18 protein-coding genes are annotated in these 15,539 nt (G+C 66.0%); 11 read left to right on the top strand and 7 right to left on the bottom strand.

What is annotated here, in order from left to right; all coding sequences use genetic code 11:
- Position 1: 1 nt before the first annotated feature.
- The 3 genes from H7J93_RS03540 to H7J93_RS03530 form a co-directional block, all read right to left on the bottom strand.
- A complete protein-coding gene (locus tag H7J93_RS03540) occupies positions 2-445 on the bottom strand; it encodes a nuclear transport factor 2 family protein (protein ID WP_267304910.1) in 444 nt (147 codons plus the stop codon).
- Positions 435-2,222, bottom strand: coding sequence for an N-acyl-D-amino-acid deacylase family protein (locus H7J93_RS03535; RefSeq protein WP_267304909.1), 1,788 nt, complete (start codon positions 2,220-2,222; stop codon positions 435-437). Before H7J93_RS03535 ends, H7J93_RS03540 begins: the two co-directional genes overlap by 11 nt.
- 94 nt (positions 2,223-2,316) lie before the next feature.
- Positions 2,317-3,234: an SDR family oxidoreductase gene (locus tag H7J93_RS03530; RefSeq protein ID WP_267304908.1), complete on the bottom strand. Its 918-nt coding sequence runs from the start codon at positions 3,232-3,234 to the stop codon at positions 2,317-2,319.
- Between the two features lie 18 nt (positions 3,235-3,252).
- Here H7J93_RS03530 and H7J93_RS03525 point away from each other — a divergent pair, with 18 nt between their 5' ends.
- The 6 genes from H7J93_RS03525 to H7J93_RS03500 all read left to right on the top strand — a co-directional run bounded on the left by H7J93_RS03525 (position 3,253) and on the right by H7J93_RS03500 (position 7,114).
- Complete coding sequence (locus H7J93_RS03525) at positions 3,253-4,164, top strand: dienelactone hydrolase family protein (RefSeq protein WP_267304907.1); 912 nt, start codon at positions 3,253-3,255, stop codon at positions 4,162-4,164.
- A gap of 115 nt (positions 4,165-4,279) precedes the next feature.
- Complete coding sequence (locus H7J93_RS03520; RefSeq protein WP_267304906.1) at positions 4,280-4,969, top strand: YoaK family protein; 690 nt, start codon at positions 4,280-4,282, stop codon at positions 4,967-4,969.
- Positions 4,970-4,983: 14 nt separating this feature from the next.
- Positions 4,984-5,379 carry a hypothetical protein gene (locus H7J93_RS03515; RefSeq protein WP_267304905.1) on the top strand — a complete coding sequence of 132 codons (396 nt, stop codon included), beginning with the start codon at positions 4,984-4,986 and terminating at the stop codon, positions 5,377-5,379.
- Positions 5,380-5,455: 76 nt separating this feature from the next.
- Positions 5,456-5,869 carry a cupredoxin domain-containing protein gene (locus H7J93_RS03510; RefSeq protein ID WP_267304904.1) on the top strand — a complete coding sequence of 138 codons (414 nt, stop codon included), beginning with the start codon at positions 5,456-5,458 and terminating at the stop codon, positions 5,867-5,869.
- Positions 5,870-5,975: 106 nt separating this feature from the next.
- Entirely contained in the window at positions 5,976-6,416 is a 441-nt protein-coding gene (locus tag H7J93_RS03505; RefSeq protein WP_267304903.1) for a hypothetical protein, read from the top strand.
- Entirely contained in the window at positions 6,413-7,114 is a 702-nt protein-coding gene (locus H7J93_RS03500; protein WP_267304902.1) for an HAD family hydrolase, read from the top strand. The genes H7J93_RS03505 and H7J93_RS03500 overlap by 4 nt, the downstream gene beginning before the upstream one ends.
- A 3-nt stretch (positions 7,115-7,117) precedes the next feature.
- Here H7J93_RS03500 and H7J93_RS03495 read toward each other — a convergent pair whose 3' ends face one another.
- Positions 7,118-8,401 carry a cytochrome P450 gene (locus tag H7J93_RS03495; RefSeq protein WP_267304901.1) on the bottom strand — a complete coding sequence of 428 codons (1,284 nt, stop codon included), beginning with the start codon at positions 8,399-8,401 and terminating at the stop codon, positions 7,118-7,120.
- A gap of 112 nt (positions 8,402-8,513) precedes the next feature.
- Here H7J93_RS03495 and H7J93_RS03490 point away from each other — a divergent pair, with 112 nt between their 5' ends.
- Positions 8,514-10,439, top strand: coding sequence for a flavin-containing monooxygenase (locus tag H7J93_RS03490; RefSeq protein WP_267304900.1), 1,926 nt, complete (start codon positions 8,514-8,516; stop codon positions 10,437-10,439).
- 84 nt (positions 10,440-10,523) lie between these two features.
- On the opposite strand, the gene H7J93_RS03485 is transcribed toward H7J93_RS03490, so the two are convergent.
- Entirely contained in the window at positions 10,524-11,027 is a 504-nt protein-coding gene (locus H7J93_RS03485; protein WP_267304899.1) for a Cif family virulence factor, read from the bottom strand.
- A gap of 346 nt (positions 11,028-11,373) precedes the next feature.
- Between H7J93_RS03485 and H7J93_RS03480 the strand changes: the two genes are divergently transcribed.
- A complete protein-coding gene (locus H7J93_RS03480) occupies positions 11,374-12,336 on the top strand; it encodes an alpha/beta hydrolase (protein WP_267304898.1) in 963 nt (320 codons plus the stop codon).
- On the opposite strand, the gene H7J93_RS03475 is transcribed toward H7J93_RS03480, so the two are convergent.
- A complete protein-coding gene (locus tag H7J93_RS03475) occupies positions 12,333-12,791 on the bottom strand; it encodes an SRPBCC family protein (protein WP_267304897.1) in 459 nt (152 codons plus the stop codon). The genes H7J93_RS03480 and H7J93_RS03475 overlap by 4 nt on opposite strands.
- Before the next feature lie 82 nt (positions 12,792-12,873).
- Here H7J93_RS03475 and H7J93_RS03470 point away from each other — a divergent pair, with 82 nt between their 5' ends.
- The 3 genes from H7J93_RS03470 to H7J93_RS03460 all read left to right on the top strand — a co-directional run bounded on the left by H7J93_RS03470 (position 12,874) and on the right by H7J93_RS03460 (position 15,249).
- Positions 12,874-13,752, top strand: a complete 879-nt coding sequence (locus H7J93_RS03470) for a TIGR03854 family LLM class F420-dependent oxidoreductase (protein ID WP_267304896.1) — start codon at positions 12,874-12,876, stop codon at positions 13,750-13,752.
- Between the two features lie 98 nt (positions 13,753-13,850).
- Positions 13,851-14,354, top strand: a complete 504-nt coding sequence (locus H7J93_RS03465; RefSeq protein WP_267304895.1) for a protein disulfide oxidoreductase — start codon at positions 13,851-13,853, stop codon at positions 14,352-14,354.
- A gap of 4 nt (positions 14,355-14,358) precedes the next feature.
- Positions 14,359-15,249 (top strand): cytochrome c biogenesis CcdA family protein, encoded by an 891-nt coding sequence (locus H7J93_RS03460; RefSeq protein ID WP_267304894.1) that lies wholly within the window; start codon positions 14,359-14,361, stop codon positions 15,247-15,249.
- Here the strand turns inward: H7J93_RS03460 and H7J93_RS03455 are convergent.
- Entirely contained in the window at positions 15,197-15,505 is a 309-nt protein-coding gene (locus tag H7J93_RS03455) for a hypothetical protein (protein ID WP_267304893.1), read from the bottom strand. The two genes, H7J93_RS03460 and H7J93_RS03455, sit on opposite strands and share 53 nt — an antisense overlap.
- Between the last annotated feature and the right edge of the window lie 34 nt (positions 15,506-15,539).

The following is a 15,539-nucleotide window of genomic DNA, read 5'->3' as shown; positions in this document are numbered from 1 at the left end:
GTCAGATCAGACCGGTGGCGTCGAACATCGGGATGGTGTACGCGGCGGTGATCTCTTCGAGCCAGGTCGCGGGCGCGGTGTTGGTCAGCCCGCTCATGTCCCAGTAGTCCTTCCACACGGAGATCTTGTCGCCGGCGACCTTGTGCACCGTGACGAACCTCAACAGAGCCTCTTCGCCACTTTTCCACTTCCACGTCTCGGAGTGTTCGTACAGCACGTCGTCGCCGTTGCTCACCAGTACGCCGTCGTGATTCTCATACGATGCCAGCGGTTCCAGCCCGAACCTGAGTTTTGCGATGATGTCGTCCGGCCCGCGAGTGGAAAGTGCAGGCCCCAGCGGCATATCGCAATAGATGCAGTCGTCAGCGAGGTATGTCTTCACCGAGTCCCAGTCCCGCGCCGACAGGGCCTTCCACATGCCCAGCACCGTATCCTCAACTGACACTTGACAACTCCGATCCTCGAGTGGCCTGGGCCGGCGCCTTGTGCGAGGCCCGCAGGAACCTTCCGGTGCGTCGGGTGCCGACGACGCCGGTCGCCTCGCCGTCGAGGAACACCGGTCCGCCGGCGACGAACACCGCACGCACCGTGGCGTCGTTGCGGTTGACCATTCGGGAGAGGCCGCCGTACTGCGCGACGGGCGCCTCGGCGTACTCGTCCAGCGATTGGTCCAGCCGCTCGGGATCGAGGACGACGACATCGGCACGGTCGCCGACGCGGAGGTGTCCGGCGTCGAGGCGATACCAGTCGGCAAGTTCACCGGTGAGCCGGTGGACCGCCTGCTCGACGGTCATGAAGGGCCGACCGGTCTGCTGTGACTGGTGCACATGGCGCAGGAGGCGCAGGCCCATGTTGTAGAACGCCATGTTGCGCAGATGGGCGCCCGCGTCGGAGAAGCCCATCTGGATGCCGGGGTCGCGGTCCAGCTTCTTGAGCACCTCGGGACGGTGATTGGAGATCGTCGTACGCCAGCGCAGCGCCCTGCCGTGTTCGACCACCAGGTCCAGGAACGCGTCGACGGGGTGCAGGCCGCGGTCGAGACCCACTTGCCCGAACGACTTGCCGACCACCGATTCGTCTGGGCAGCCGACGATCTCGGCGTCGAAGAAGTCGCGCTGCCACACCCGCACGCCGAACTTGCTCTCGTACTGCTTGCGGAACTGCCTGCGATACACCTCATCGCGGAGTAGCTCGTTGCGCTCGACCTCGTCGCGCAGGTGCAACGCCGCGGCACCCGCACCGAACTCCTCGAAGACCACCAGATCGATGCCGTCGGCGTAGACCTCGAACGGCACCGGCAGGTGCTGCCAGCGGAAGTTGCCGCCGAGCCGGTTGACCAACCGGGCCAGTGGGCCAAGCATTTTGATCGCATACGGATTCGACTTGACGTCGGCCGCCGACAGCAGGCTGGTCTTCAGGGGGTTGCGGAAGATGCCGAGCGACTGGAACACCTGGGAGCCGAGATTCAGCGGGATCTGGATGTCGGGACCGGACTGCAGGACCCGTCCCGCGCGCCGCAGTTTGGACTTCAGTCGACGCAGTTCGCGCGCCTTGGCGTAGGTCGACGGCAACGTACGGGACCGGCAGACCTCTCCGTCGAGCTTGTCGAAAAGCAGTTGCTGAGAGGACATTCCGACGAACCCGGCCCGTAGTGCCTCGTCGAGCCACTTCTCCATCTGGGCCTGTTCGCTTCTGGTCGGTCGTTGCCGCTTCTGGGTGGCGCGGTCGAGGCCCATGGTCGCGGCGCGCATATCGGAGTGGCCGATGAACGCCGCCACGTTGGGCCCGAGCGGACGTGCCTCCAGCGCGGCGATGTACTCCTCGCAGTTCGACCAGGTCTTGTGCTCGTCGATCGCGCCGATCACGTGTTCACGAGGGATGGCTTCGACGCGTCCGAAGATGTCGCCGGCATCCACTCCGTCGACATGCACGGTGGACAGCGAGCACGAGCCGAGCATCACCGTCGTCACGCCGTGGCGCAGCGACTCCGTCAGCGCAGGCCCGACGAGCACCTCCACGTCGTAGTGGGTGTGGATGTCGAGCATTCCGGGCAGGACCCATTGGCCCGTCGCATCGATGATTCGTGGGCAGCCGGTCTGATCGAGCTCGTCCGGCGATATGGCAACGACGTGACCATCGCGGATGCCGATGTTGCGGATGGCCGACGGGGCGCCGGTGCCGTCGAACCAGCGGCCGTTTCTGATGATCGTGTCGTACGTCACCACGTCATAGAACAGTGCCGACCCGCGGGTGTCAACGATATTGGTGAACAGATTATCGATATTGTCTACTATGGTGGCTGAGCTGCGACTATCCCTACGCCCAACCGTCCGGCTGGCGGCCGTCGAGGTCGGTGAAGCCGTACTCACGCGCGAGCTCGGCAGACGTGACTGACTGTTGGTTGAAGCGCGACCGGTCAGGGTCGGCGGCGATGGCGGCCACCCCGCGCCCCACGTATCTCGGCGTCTCCGATTCGGCGAAACCCGGGGGCGCGACCGGCCCGTCCGTCCGGCGCGGATCGAGTGCGTCGTGCCAGTTGTCCTCGGTGACGCCCCAGTTGTCGAGCATCATCTCCGAGCGCAGCCAACCCGGCGTGACGGCCACCGCGACTGCACCGAACGGCTTCAACTCGTGGCCCTGGCTGAAGGCCAGCCGGTTGACCGCGGTCTTCGCGAGGTCGTAGAACACCGACAGCCGGTAGTTGCAATCGTTGAAACTCGTTGTCCCGTCGGTCACTTCGACGACCAGACCGCCGGGCTTCTGCACCAACAGCGGCAACAGGCGGTGGGAGGTGATCAGGTGGGTGTCGATGCCGAGCCGAAGGATGCGCAGGCCGACGGTGATGTCGTGTTCCCAGATGGGCCTGTTCCACAGCGGCGGGCCGCCCTTGAGGACCTCCGCGCCCCAGATGTCGTTGACGAGAATGTCGATCGCGCCCTGGTCGTCACGGATGCGCTCTGCCAGGCGGGCGACCGCGTCGATGTCGAGATGGTCGACCTGTACCGCCACGCCGGAGCCGCCCAGTCGGGTGACGAGTTCAGCGGTCTCTTCAATGGTTTCGGGTCGGTCGTAGTCGGACCGCTCGTTGCCGGACACGCTGCTGCGGCCGGTGCAGATCACCGTCGCGCCGGCCTCGCCTAGCGCTGCTGCGATGCCGCGCCCGGCGCCACGTGTCGCCCCCGCCACCACCGCTACGCGACCGCGCAGCGCATCCGGGTCCGGGGTCCAGTCCACAGGTGCATACTCGACGAAGTGACCCCCTTACAGCGCTATATCGCCGAAGAAATCGCCACTGATCACGTCGATGGGCTGCTGTCGAGACGCGAAGCCCTGCGCCGGCTGGCACTGCTCGGGATCGGCACCGCCGCCGCCAGCGCACTGATCGCGGCGTGCAGCGAGAACAAGGAACCGACGTCAGAGGCTCCGGTCACGTCCAGCGAGCCCGCGACCGCAAGCGCGCCGCCCCCGGGATCGGAGAACACCGTCCCGACAGAACCGATCACCTGGGCCGGGCCCCGCGGCGAATTGCAGGCCGCCTGGGCGCCAGCGGCGGAGCCGCGCGGTGGCGTACTCGTCATCCACGAGAACAAGGGACTCAACGACTACATCCGTTCGGTGGCCGGACGTTTCGCCGGCATCGGCTACTCGGCGCTGGCGATCGATCTCTTGTCGGCGCAGGGCGGCACCGGCACGTTCGCCGACCCTGCCGAGGCCACCGCGGCCCTTGGCAAGATTCCGCCGGCGGAGGCCATCGCGGACCTGAAGTCGGGGATCGACGAACTGCAGCGCCGCGTCCCGGACAAGAAGGTCGCTGCCGTCGGCTTCTGCATGGGCGGCGGCTACGTCTGGCGGTTACTCGCGTCCGGTGAGCCGCGGCTGGCCGCCGCCGTGCCGTTCTACGGTCCGACGCCGGACAACCCGGACTTCTTAGGCTCCAAAGATGTTGCGGTGCTGGGTATTTACGCCGCGCAGGATCAGCGCGTCAACGCTACCGAGCCGATAGCGCGGGCAGCGCTTGAGAAGGCGGGGCTAGTGTTCGAACTGGTCACCGAGCCCGACGCCAACCATGCCTTCTTCAACGACACGGGCGACCGCTACAACGCCACCGCCGCCGCCAATGCTTGGCGCCGCGTACAGGACTGGCTCACCAAGTACGTCGGCTGACGTTTTTAGCGAGTTCCCCGGCGAGAAGACGCGAACGCCCCGGACACGCCGTAAATAGGGGATTTTCACGTCTGCTCGCGGCGGTTTAGATGCGCGCCCCCGATAGTTTGTCCGCATGGGTGTCGTGCCGACCGGCCCGCCGGACATCGAGCGAACGCGGACCCTCTGGTTCGCGCTGCTGCTCACCATGGCCAACGGATTTCTCGACGCGCACACCTACCTCGCCCGCGGTGGCGTGTTCGCCAATGTCCAGACCGCCAACGTGATCTTCTTCGCCATCGACTCGTCGGAGGGCAAGTGGAGCGCGGCACTGGCCCATGTCTGGCCGCTGCTGGCGTTCATCACGGGGATGGCGCTCGCATCACACATCAAATCCGGTCGCGCCGAGCGGTTTGTCCCGCACGCACTGCGCTGGACCATGGCCGTGCAGGCCACCGCACTGGGCATCATCGGATTCATCCCCGCGTCCGTGCCTCACAGCTATGTGACGGTGCCGATCTCGTTTCTGGCGGCCATGCAGATCGGCCTGTTCCGCAACATCGGCGACCTCGCCTATCTGCCCGTCGCGACCACCGGCAACCTGATGCGGTTCATGGAGTCCGGGTACGACGCGTTCGTCGGTAAGAGCGACGAGTCGCGGCGGGCCTTCAGCGTGTACGGCGCATTGATCGTCGTGTTCACGGCGGGTGCGGTCACCGGGTCGGTGGCCACCATGGCCTGGGGCGTGCATGCGATCTGGCTGCCTGCCGCATTGCTTGCAGTGACACTTGTTCTGTTCATCATCGATGAGCGTCACTTGCGGTGATCTACGATCCAGTAATGCTCAGGTCGTTGATGCTCCTCACCGCCGCAGCGACGCTGCCCGTCGCCGCAACGACCGCCATCGCCGTTGCCGAACCCCCGCCCACCTGCACCTTCAACCTGACGCCGCCGCAGGTCGTGTCGATCTCGGGGACCGAGATGGTCACCGCAACCGTTTCGCCGGGCGCATGCCAGCGTTCCGTTGCCTACCTGTCGGTGGCCTGCCTCCAACTCGAGGGCAGCCCCGAGGCGCCCAAGTGCCAGCAGAACAACGGGGTTCTGGCGGCTCAGGTCTTCTACGCGCCGTACCGCCCTGGCGCCACGTATGTGTCGACCGGCCGGGGATGCGCCAACACCGGAAATCCGCCGCAGCCGGTGTGCACGCCTGTCGGGCCAGTCACCGCAACGATCTGAGGCGCAGTGCCGAAAGCGTCCGGTTGAACTCCAACCGGCCGATAATCGTGTCCAGGGGAGAGCGTGAGGGGACGCGATGAAGAAGATATTGCTGTGGTGCGCGGCAGTTTGCCTGGCGGCCGGACTCACCGCGTGTGGCAGCGAATCCAGTTACACCACCACCGAGGGCGATACCGGCACTGCGACCGCGACGGCCAGCCCTGAAAACACCAGCGAAACCACCACCGCCGGCGCGGAGACTACCGGCCCGACGATCACGATGGCGAACATGAGCTTCGGCGAGCCCATCACCGTCGCACCGGGAGCCCAGATCACGGTCAAGAACGATGATTCCGCCGAGCACTCGGTGACATCGCAGACCGAAGGCCAATTCGACGTGCATGTCGACGGGGGTGAACAGGGCAGCTTCACCGCCCCGACGGAGCCGGGCGAGTACGCGTTCTACTGCGTCTACCACCCGTCGATGAAGGGCACCCTGATCGTCAAGTAGCCGTCGTCGCGGCCCCACGTCTGTTTAGAGGCGCCGGTAGACGGGCACCCGCAGAATTGGCGGGTTCGTCAATCGTCGTGACCCGGAGACAGACGAAGGAGTCGAGATGGACCGCAATGTCATGATCTGGATCATCGTCGCCGTCGCGGTGATCGTGGCGATCGCGATTGTCGCCTGGGCCGTGCGCAACTCACGCCGGCGGGCGGAAGCCGAGCGATTGCGCCATGAAATCGGCCAGCGCAGCGAACATCTCGAGAAGCGCGAAGCCGTCGCCGAAGAGACCGCAGCCAAGGCGAGGGCCGCACAGGCCGAAGCCGAGGCCAAGGCCGCGGAGGCCGCCCGCCTCGAGAACACGGCGCGTGCCCACCGCGAGGCAGTGACCACATCCCGCGAGGAACTGGACGCGCAACGGGAACGCGCCGACCGGCTGGATCCGAAGGGCGGCACGGGCGAACCTGCGCCAGGCAAGGGGGACGAGGTGCGCACGGACACCACCACCACCGCGCCGCAGCAGCAGCCCTCCTCGCACGAGCGCCAGCGTTCGTGAAACGCCGTCGGCGCAGTACCGCCGCGGCGGTGCTGTTTGACATCGACGGCACCCTGGTCGACTCGAATTATCTGCACGTCCACGCGTGGTGCCGAGCGTTCGCCGATGTCGGGATGCCGGTCGACGCGTGGCGAATCCACCGCTCGATAGGCATGGACGGCACCACTCTGGTCAAGACCCTCACCGAGGGTGCCGATGACGACGTCAGGACCCAGGCCAAAGATCTGCACTCCAAGTACTACAAGGAGAACGCGTCGCTGCTGCGTCCGCTGCCCGGTGCACGTGGGCTCCTGGAGGCGGTCGAAAAGCTAGGCGTGCAGGTCGTTTTGGCCACCTCGGCGCCCGACGACGAGCTCGCCATACTGCGTGAGGTGCTGGATTGCGATCACCTGGTCTCGGCGATGACGTCGTCGGAGGACGTCGACACCGCCAAGCCTCGCCCCGACATCATCAACGTCGCGCTCGAGCGGGCCGGCGTGGAGCCCGCGCACGCCGTCTTCGTCGGTGACGCGGTGTGGGATGTCGAAGCGTGCAAGCGGGCAGACGTCGTCACCATCGCCCTGCTGTCCGGTGGAGTCTCCAAGTGCGAACTCGACGACGCCGGGGCGCACCAGGTCTTCGAGGATGCGCTCGACCTCTGCCAGCACCTCGACGACACCCCGATCGCGGCGCTGGCCAACCTGGTCGGCGCCCGGTAGCTGTCAGCTCGGCGGCGTCCAGGCCACCGGCAGGCGTTTGATGCCGTGAATGAACGGCGACAACAGCCTGCTGGGCTCCTCGGTCGCCTCGATGTCGGGGATCTGGCGATGCAGCTCTTCGAAGACGACGCTGATCTCGCGCCGCGCCAGGTTGGCGCCCAGGCAGAAGTGCGCCCCGCCGCCGCCGAAGCCGGCGTGCGGGTTGGGGTTGCGGGCGAGGTCGAACGTCCACGGATCGGCGAACTTGTCCTCATCGCGGTTGGCTGAGCAGTACCAAAGACTGACCTTATCGCCCGCCGCCATCTTGGTGCCGCTCAGCTCGCAGTCCTCGGTCAGCGTGCGACGCATGTAGATGACGGGAGCGGCCCACCGCACGATCTCCTCGACCGCGGTGGGCGCCAGCGCCGCGTAGTCCGCCCACCATTTCGCGCGTTCCTCCGGGTAGCGGGTCAACGCGAGGACACCGTGGCTGATCGCATTGCGGGTGGTCTCGTTGCCGGCGACCACCAGCAGGATGAAGAACGAGGCGATCTCGGCCGATGTCAGCCGCTCACCGTCGACTTCGGCCTGGACCAGCGCGGTCGTCAGGTCCTCCTGCGGATTGGCCCGCCGGTCCTCGGCATGTGCGGTGGCGTAGGCGCCGATATCCATCGCGACCTTGACGAACTCCTCGTAATCCTGGGCGATGTCCTTGTCGCCGAACCCGAGGATCACGTTGGTCCAGTGGAAGATCTGCTGATGGTCTTCTTCGGGGAGGCCCATCATGTCGCAGATGACCTGCAGCGGTAGTGGCCCGGCGAGCTCCGCCACCACTTCACCTCGGCCGTCGGGGTGCTCGGCGATCATCGTTTCGACGAGGCGGCGTGCGCGGTCCCGCACCGATTCCTCGGTGCGGGCGACGACGCGAGGGGTGAACGCCCTGCTGACGATGTTGCGCAGCCGCAGATGCTTGGGATCGTCCATCGCGATCATCGAGCCGAAGAACTCCGACACCTCGGGGTTGGCGTCGTTGATGGTGATGCCGGGACTGGAACTGAAGATGTGTGGATGGCGGCTGGCGAAATGCACGTCGTCAAACCGGGTCAGGGCCCAATGTCCGGGACCGGGCTCGACGCCGGGCGACTCCAGAGGCTCATGGAACGAGACGGGCGCTTCGCGCCGGAGCGTGGCGAACGCGCCGTCACGCAGGTCGTCGTCCAGCACCCAGAATTTCCAGTCGCCGAGGTCGATGTCCGACAGCGGCACATTCGGGGGAGCGGTACCGTTCACGCGCGTCGCAATGCCCACGTCGTGGAGGGTAGGCCGAGCGGGTCCAAAAGTGGCCAAAATGCCGTGTTTGGCGCCGCTGTATCTGCTGATGTGGCCCCAGCCCGCGGGGTAACCGTGATAGCACTTTTAGGTGCGAAACCCACATGCCGGGCAACCGTTTACGACGACGGACGACGAGATAGCCGAGGCGTTGCTCGACGTCAGCATTCCCACACTGATGCTGTCGCTGGTGCACATGTCGGGAGACCCCGAACTGATCCGTGGCGACCTGAAGCCGGCGGGCCTGTTCCTCAACGAGGTGCAGGGTTACATGTCCGAAGAGGACAAGTCCGCGGTCCGTAAGATCGCGCTCGAGGTCATCGCGGATTACCGGGACCGGGGCTGCCCGGAACCCGAACCCGTCAGCCCGGAGTTGCTGCACGAGATGATGCAGTGGCTGGTGTGCGAACCGGTACCGGCCGAGTACGTGCCGATGGTGCTCGAGGAGATGGAACTCGACGGCCGCGACGCCAGGGCGACTGGCGCCGTCGCCCAGTCCGCCCGCGAGGACTTCCCGGTCGTCGTGATCGGATGCGGTGAATCCGGACTGCTCGCGGGGATCCGGCTCAAGGAAGCCGGCATCCCGTTCACGATCGTCGAGAAGAACGCAGGCGTCGGCGGCACGTGGTACCAGAACAGTTATCCCGGCGCCCGCGTCGACGTCGGAAATCACTTCTACTGCTACAGCTTCGAGCCGACCGATCACTGGACGCACTTCTTCGCCGAGCAGCCCGAGCTGCAAGCGTATTTCCAGGGCGTGATGGACAAGTACGACGTCGGTCGGCACGTGCTGTGGGAGACCGAGGTCACCGAGGCGGCGTGGGATGACGCGACGTCGACGTGGTCGGTCTATGCGCGCGACCGCAGTGGTAAGACGACGACGCTCACGGCCCGCGCGGTGATCAGCGCCGTCGGACAACTCGACCGGCCACATGTGCCGCAGATCGACGGGCAGCAGGATTTCGCGGGCCCCGCGTTCCATTCCAGCCAGTGGGACCACTCCGTGGACCTGCACGGCAAGAACGTCGCGATGATCGGTGCGGGCGCCAGCGGATTCCAGATCGCACCGGCGATAGCGCCGGATGTCAACCATCTCACCGTATTTCAGCGCACGGCGCAGTGGATGTTCCCGAATCCGAACTACCACGAGAAGGTCGGACCCGGCGTGCAGTGGGCGCTGCGGCACCTTCCGTTCTACGGGCGGTGGTATCGCTTCCTGCTGTTCTGGCCGGGGTGCGACAAGGGCCTGGATGCCGCCCGCGTCGACCCCGACTATCCCGACCAGCAGAAGGCCGTCAGCGAGATCAACGAGATCACGCGGATCATGTTCACCGAGTGGATCACCAGTCAGGTCGGCGACGATGCCGACCTGCGGGCCAAGGTGGTGCCCGACTATCCGGCGACCGGCAAGCGCACCCTGCAGGACAACGGCAGCTGGCTGAAGACGTTGACCCGTGACAACGTCGAACTTGTACGCACCGGCATCGATCACATCGAAGCCGACGCCGTGGTCACCGAGGACGGCACCAGGTATCCGGCCGACGTCATCGTGTACGCCACCGGTTTCGAGCACACCAAGATGTTGTGGCCCATGACGATTCGCGGTCGGGGTAAAGAGATCCTCAGCGAGCGCTGGGGCGAGCGGCCGTCGGCGTATCTGGGCATCACGATTCCCGACTACCCGAACTTCTTCTGCATGAACGGCCCCGGTACCTGGCTGGCCAGCGGCGGCAGCCTGATCTTTCACTCCGAATGCCAGATGCGTTACATCACACAGTGTCTCGAGTACCTCATCGAGGGTGGGCATTCGACGATGGAGCCGACCGTCGAGAAGACGACGGACTGGCACCAGCGCAGCCAGGAGGAGATGAGCCGGATGGTGTGGTCGCAGCCGACCATCAAGCATTCGTTCTTCAAGAACAGCTTCGGCGAAATCCACACGCTCAGCCCATGGCGTCTCGTCGATTACTGGAGTTGGACCCGCGAACCCAATCCCGACGATTTCGTGATCCGCTAGGTCCCTTTTTCTTCGCGAGCAGACGTAAAAGTCCCCGACACGCCGACGAATTGGGGGAGTTTGTGTCTGCTCGCCGTATCTACGTCAGGCCGATTCCCAATTCATGTTCTTCGCGAAGGCGCGGGCATCGTCTGAAATGGTGCCGAGTTCGTGGCTGCGTTGCACGTACTGCTGGATCATCATCATGAAGTTCATCGGGTTGTAGGCGTCTTCCTCGTAGCTCCACTTGTCATCACCCGCGTATTCCAGCACCGTGATGACCGGCGCCCCATGGACACTGCCGTCGCCGGGATCGCGCATCGTGTTGATGTTCTTGAAGATGACCCAGCCCTTGTCGGTGTCGATGGAGTACCACTCCACCGGATAGGTCGGCATCTCGCTGCCAGGGAAGGTGTTCATCGTCGAGACGATCCACTCGCGGATGTTCTCGCGGCCCTCCATGTTGCCGAGCGCATGCTCGACGTACTTCGCGTCCTCGGTGAAATGGTCGGCGTAGCTGGACCAGTCCCACGTCTTGCCGACCTCGACGACCGATTCCTGGTAGCGACGCCAGGCTTCCTCGAGCTCCTCGCGTGACCACTTGCCCATCTGAGACTCCCTCGGCTCGCGGAACAAACTAGAACCTGTTCTACCAAATGCGGCGCCGCAGGGGAGCGCTTTCAGTCCCATCACGCAAGGACGCGCATCGCGAACAATGTGAGCCACTTCGACCGCTCACGCCAGCGCAGGGCCGGGTCGGAGTCCAGAAGCCAGGCGGTGACGGAGTCGGCCATCGTCGACGACTCTAGGGCACCGTCGATACGCGAGCATGTCCACCAAGATGCGTTGATTGCACCTTTACGAAAGCGCCTGCGACGCAGGGCAAGACGACGACAGTCATGGAGTTCTCCCGGTTTCCGTCGCTGTCACGCGTATCCGCGTTAGTGTCGCTGCCATGACCCTCGGTATCGATGAGCAGGTGCTCGCGCAGATGGCGCCGTTGTTCGCGGCGCTCGGCGATGCGGAGGCGCCGCCGGTCGGCGACGTCGAGGCGCGACGCGTCAGCGGTCACCGAATGTTCGACCTCGTCGCCTCCGGCCGCACGCCCACCCCGGGAGTGGACACCGCGCGGCACACCATGACCGCTGCCGACGGGGCGTCGCTGGATCTCACGTGGTACTTCCCGTCCGGCGGCACGCAGACCGGTAGCGCCGCGCTCTACCTGCACGGCGGCGGCATGATCTTCAGCCTCGAACACATCGGCGCCCTCTACGACCTCGCCGTGCGCGATTACGTCGCCGCATCGGGAGTGCCGATGCTCGTCCCGGACTACCGGGTGGCTCCCGAACATCCGGACCCGACTCCGGTGGAGGACTGCTACGGCGCACTCGTCTGGCTGGCCGAGCACGCGCAGGACCTCGGCGTCGACCCGACGCGTGTCGCGGTGATGGGCGACAGCGCCGGCGGCGGGCTTGCCGCAGGCGTCGCCCTGATGGCACGCGACCGCGGCGGCCCTACGCTCGCGCAGCAACTGCTGATCTATCCGATGCTCGACGATCGGCCCGCCACGCCGGATCCCCAGCTGCAGCCGTTCTTGACGTGGACCTACGACGACAACGTCACGGGGTGGGGCGCGCTGCTGGGTGGCAAGGCCGGCGCCGATACCGTGTCGCCGTATGCGGCACCGGCGCGTGCCCAGGACCTCACCGGCTTACCCGACACCTACATCGACGTCGGCGACCTCGACATCTTCCGCAACGAGGACATCGCCTATGCCCGTCGACTCGCCGACGCAGGCGTGCCGACTGAACTGCACGTGTATCCCGGCTGCCCGCACGCCTTCGAGGCACTCGCGGACGAAGCCGCCGTGTCGCGCCGGGCAATCAGCGACCGCATACGTCGCCTCCGCGCGCTCTAGGCGTCAGCTTCGACGACGTCCTTTATCCGCTCCAGCGTCTTACGCATGTCGCGAATGTTGCGGCGGCGACGCAGTTGTCCGCCGAACAGAGAGAACAGCTTCATCGGAAGCGAATCGTCGAGGCGAAAGGATTCGGTGACCTCGGTGCCGCCGTCGACCGGCGTGAGCTTGTAGTGCCAGTTGTTGAGCGCCTTCTCGCCGGCCAACACCGCGAACCCGAATTCGCGTCCGGGCTCGCACGCGGTCACCTTGCACTTCGTCCAGTACACCGGTCCGATCTCGTTGCGTTTGACGTGACCGCGGAAGCGTGCGCCGAGCGCTGGACCTGTCGCTCCGCCGAGCCATTCGGCTTCCATCACCTCGGGGGAGAAGCGGCCGGTATTGCGTACGTCGGCGATCAGCTCCCAAATCTTGTCCGCAGGGGCCGCCATGAACACTGTCACCGATCCGTCCACGGCTGCCCCCTTCTCCAGTAATATCCTTTGCTATCAGGCATTTTCGCACCGTAGCATTGCGGCAGAGTCCAGGAGGCGCGGTGTGAAGATTCGCTTCGGTGTCGGATTGGGCGCCGAGACGGGCCCTGAGGAACTGTCTGCCATCGTCGACCATCTGGAGGCGTCGGGCGTCGATTCGTTGTGGTTCTCCGAACTCGTCTACAGCAAGGCGGTGGATCCGTTCATCGGCATGGCGCACGCCCTGGCGCGCACGCGTCACCTGAAGGTCGGGACGTCGGTCGTGGTGCTCCCCGGGCGGCACCCCGTGCTGGTGGCGAAGCAGCTCGCGTCGCTGGCGGCACTGGCGCCCAAGCGGGTGCTACCGGTGTTCGGCCTGCGCTCCGCCATCCCCGCCGAACGGGAGATCTTCGTGGTTCCCGACGGAGAGCGCGCCGCCGTCTTCGATGAATCGCTACGGTTGCTGAGATCGGCTCTGGAACAAGACGATGTGTCGTTCGCCGGCGACTATTTCTCCGCGAGTTCGGTCGACATCGCGCCGCGCCCGGTCAAGCCGCTCGACCTCTGGCTCGGCGGCTCGGCGCCTGCGGGGTTCCGGCGCATCGGACGCCTGGGCGACGGCTGGCTGGGCAGCTTCCTCACCCCCGACGAAGCACGACGCGGCCGCGAGCAGATCGAGCGGGCAGCCGAGGAGGCCGGCCGTGAAATCGAGGCGGACCATTTCGGCATCAACCTCGCGATCTCCGACGGCCCGTTGCCCGATCAACTCGTCGACGCGGTCCGTCGCCGCCGACCCGACCTGGACCCAACCGAACTCGTCGCGGACAGTTGGTCGCGCCTGCACCATCAGCTCGACGCCTACCTCGAGGCCGGCCTGACCAAGTTCGTCATCCGGCCCGCCGGCGCCCGCACCGCGGAGTTCATCGACCGCTTCGTCGCCGAACTGCTGCCCCGCCAGAACTGACATCAAGCGGCGTGAACCCGTCCGGCCACGCACCCGTGTTTAGAAGTGTGTCGTCGCGACGATTCATGCGCTGTGCCCGGGGAGCTAAGGAGTTCGATATGACCGTTCGATTCGCACACATAAGCCGGACGTTGGGGGTTGCCGCCGTCGCCGCGGTGCTGGCACTGGCTCTGGTCAGCCCGCCCGCCGCCGTCGCCGACGACCGTCTTCAGTTCACTGGGACGACGCTGTCGGGCGCACCGTTCTCGGGGCAGAGCCTGGTGGGCAAGCCGGCAGTGCTGTGGTTCTGGACGCCCTGGTGCCCGTTCTGCAACGCCGAGGCACCCAGCGTCAGCCAGGTCGCCGCCGCGAATCCCGACGTGACGTTCGTCGGCATCGCCGCCCGGTCCAGCGTGGCGGACATGCAGTCCTTCGCCTCGAAATACAACCTGAACTTCACGAACCTCAACGACGCCGACGGTGCGATCTGGGCACGTTACAACGTGCCGTGGCAACCGGCCTACGTCTTCTACCGTTCCGACGGCTCATCGACGTTCGTGAACAACCCGACGTCGGCGATGCCGCAACAGGAACTCTCCGACCGGGTGGCCGCGCTCTCGTAGACACGTGGACCAAGATCTGGTCAGTCTGGCGTTCGCCGCCGGTCTGATCGCTGCACTCAACCCGTGCGGTTTCGCCATGCTGCCCGGTTATCTGGCGCTGGTGGTGCGCGGCGAGGACGTCGGTGAGCGCGGTGCACTGAAGGCCTTGGGCCGCGCCGTCCTGGTGACGGTGGCGATGGCGCTGGGCTTCGTGGCGGTGTTCGGTGCGTTCGGCCTGTTGACGGTCGCCGCGGCCGCGAGCGTGCAACGCTACCTGCCGTACGTCACCATCACGATCGGTGTTGTCCTTGTCGCCCTGGGCATTTGGCTGCTGCTGGGCCGCGAGATCCACGTGACGTCACCGCGCAGCCGCTGGGCGCCGACCACCCGGCTGGGTTCGATGTTCGGCTATGGGCTGAGTTATGCGCTCGCATCGCTGTCCTGCACGGTCGCCCCGTTCCTCGCCGTCACCGCAGCCGCCTCGCGCAGCGGATCGGTATCGACGGGGCTGATCGTCTACGCCGCGTACGCGGCTGGATTCACGCTCGTGGTCGGCGCACTCGCGGTCGCTGCGGCGCTGACGAGCACCGCCGTCGCCGACCGGATGCGCCGCATCGTGCCGTACGCCAACCGGATCGGTGGTGTGCTGCTTGTGCTGGCCGGCCTCTACGTGGGCTACTACGGCCTCTACGAGGTGCGTCTGTTCACGGGCGACGGCGACCCCAACGACGCGGTGATCGCGATCGCCGGGCGCTTGCAGGGGGCGATCGCCGGATGGGTGCACCGGCACGGCGCATGGCCGTGGATCGCCGCGCTGGCGGTGCTGACGATCGTCGCGCTGCTCGCCGTGTGTCGGACGCGAATCAGCGCGACACGTCGCCGTGCAGATCCGGCCACGGCGGGCGACGGACCATAGCCACGCCGGCAAGTGCGGCCGAGACCATGCCGACGAAGATGCCCGCCAGCGTGATGCGGGTGGCGTCGACCGCAGGTGTCCACTTGGCCGTGCCGTCCTTGACGACGAACACGCCGAGCGCTTCGCCGCGCATCTTGGCCACCGGAATGACCGTCGTGCCGTCTGCGGTTTCGTACGGCTGCCCATAGACACGTGAGACCCGTGCGGCATCGGATTCCGCGGTGTCGCGCAGCACTGAGACGTCTCGAAGGTTCATACCTCCATGCCTACTCGTGCGGCCGGGACAGGGG

It is taken from the genome of Mycobacterium barrassiae, assembly GCF_025822765.1.
Classification (GTDB): Bacteria; Actinomycetota; Actinomycetes; order Mycobacteriales; family Mycobacteriaceae; genus Mycobacterium; species Mycobacterium barrassiae.
The sequence above is the reverse complement of the archived record's forward strand: the minus strand, read 5'-3'. Positions and strand labels throughout refer to the sequence as shown.

Coding starts and splice junctions, on each gene's coding strand:
- H7J93_RS03455 (WP_267304893.1), bottom strand. CDS start 15,505: ATGAACCTTCGAGACGTCTCAGTGCTGCGCGACACCGCGGAATCCGAT.
- H7J93_RS03485 (WP_267304899.1), bottom strand. CDS start 11,027: ATGGGCAAGTGGTCACGCGAGGAGCTCGAGGAAGCCTGGCGTCGCTAC.
- H7J93_RS03505 (WP_267304903.1), top strand. CDS start 5,976: ATGGACCGCAATGTCATGATCTGGATCATCGTCGCCGTCGCGGTGATC.
- H7J93_RS03465 (WP_267304895.1), top strand. CDS start 13,851: ATGACCGTTCGATTCGCACACATAAGCCGGACGTTGGGGGTTGCCGCC.
- H7J93_RS03510 (WP_267304904.1), top strand. CDS start 5,456: ATGAAGAAGATATTGCTGTGGTGCGCGGCAGTTTGCCTGGCGGCCGGA.
- H7J93_RS03515 (WP_267304905.1), top strand. CDS start 4,984: ATGCTCAGGTCGTTGATGCTCCTCACCGCCGCAGCGACGCTGCCCGTC.
- H7J93_RS03520 (WP_267304906.1), top strand. CDS start 4,280: ATGGGTGTCGTGCCGACCGGCCCGCCGGACATCGAGCGAACGCGGACC.
- H7J93_RS03480 (WP_267304898.1), top strand. CDS start 11,374: ATGACCCTCGGTATCGATGAGCAGGTGCTCGCGCAGATGGCGCCGTTG.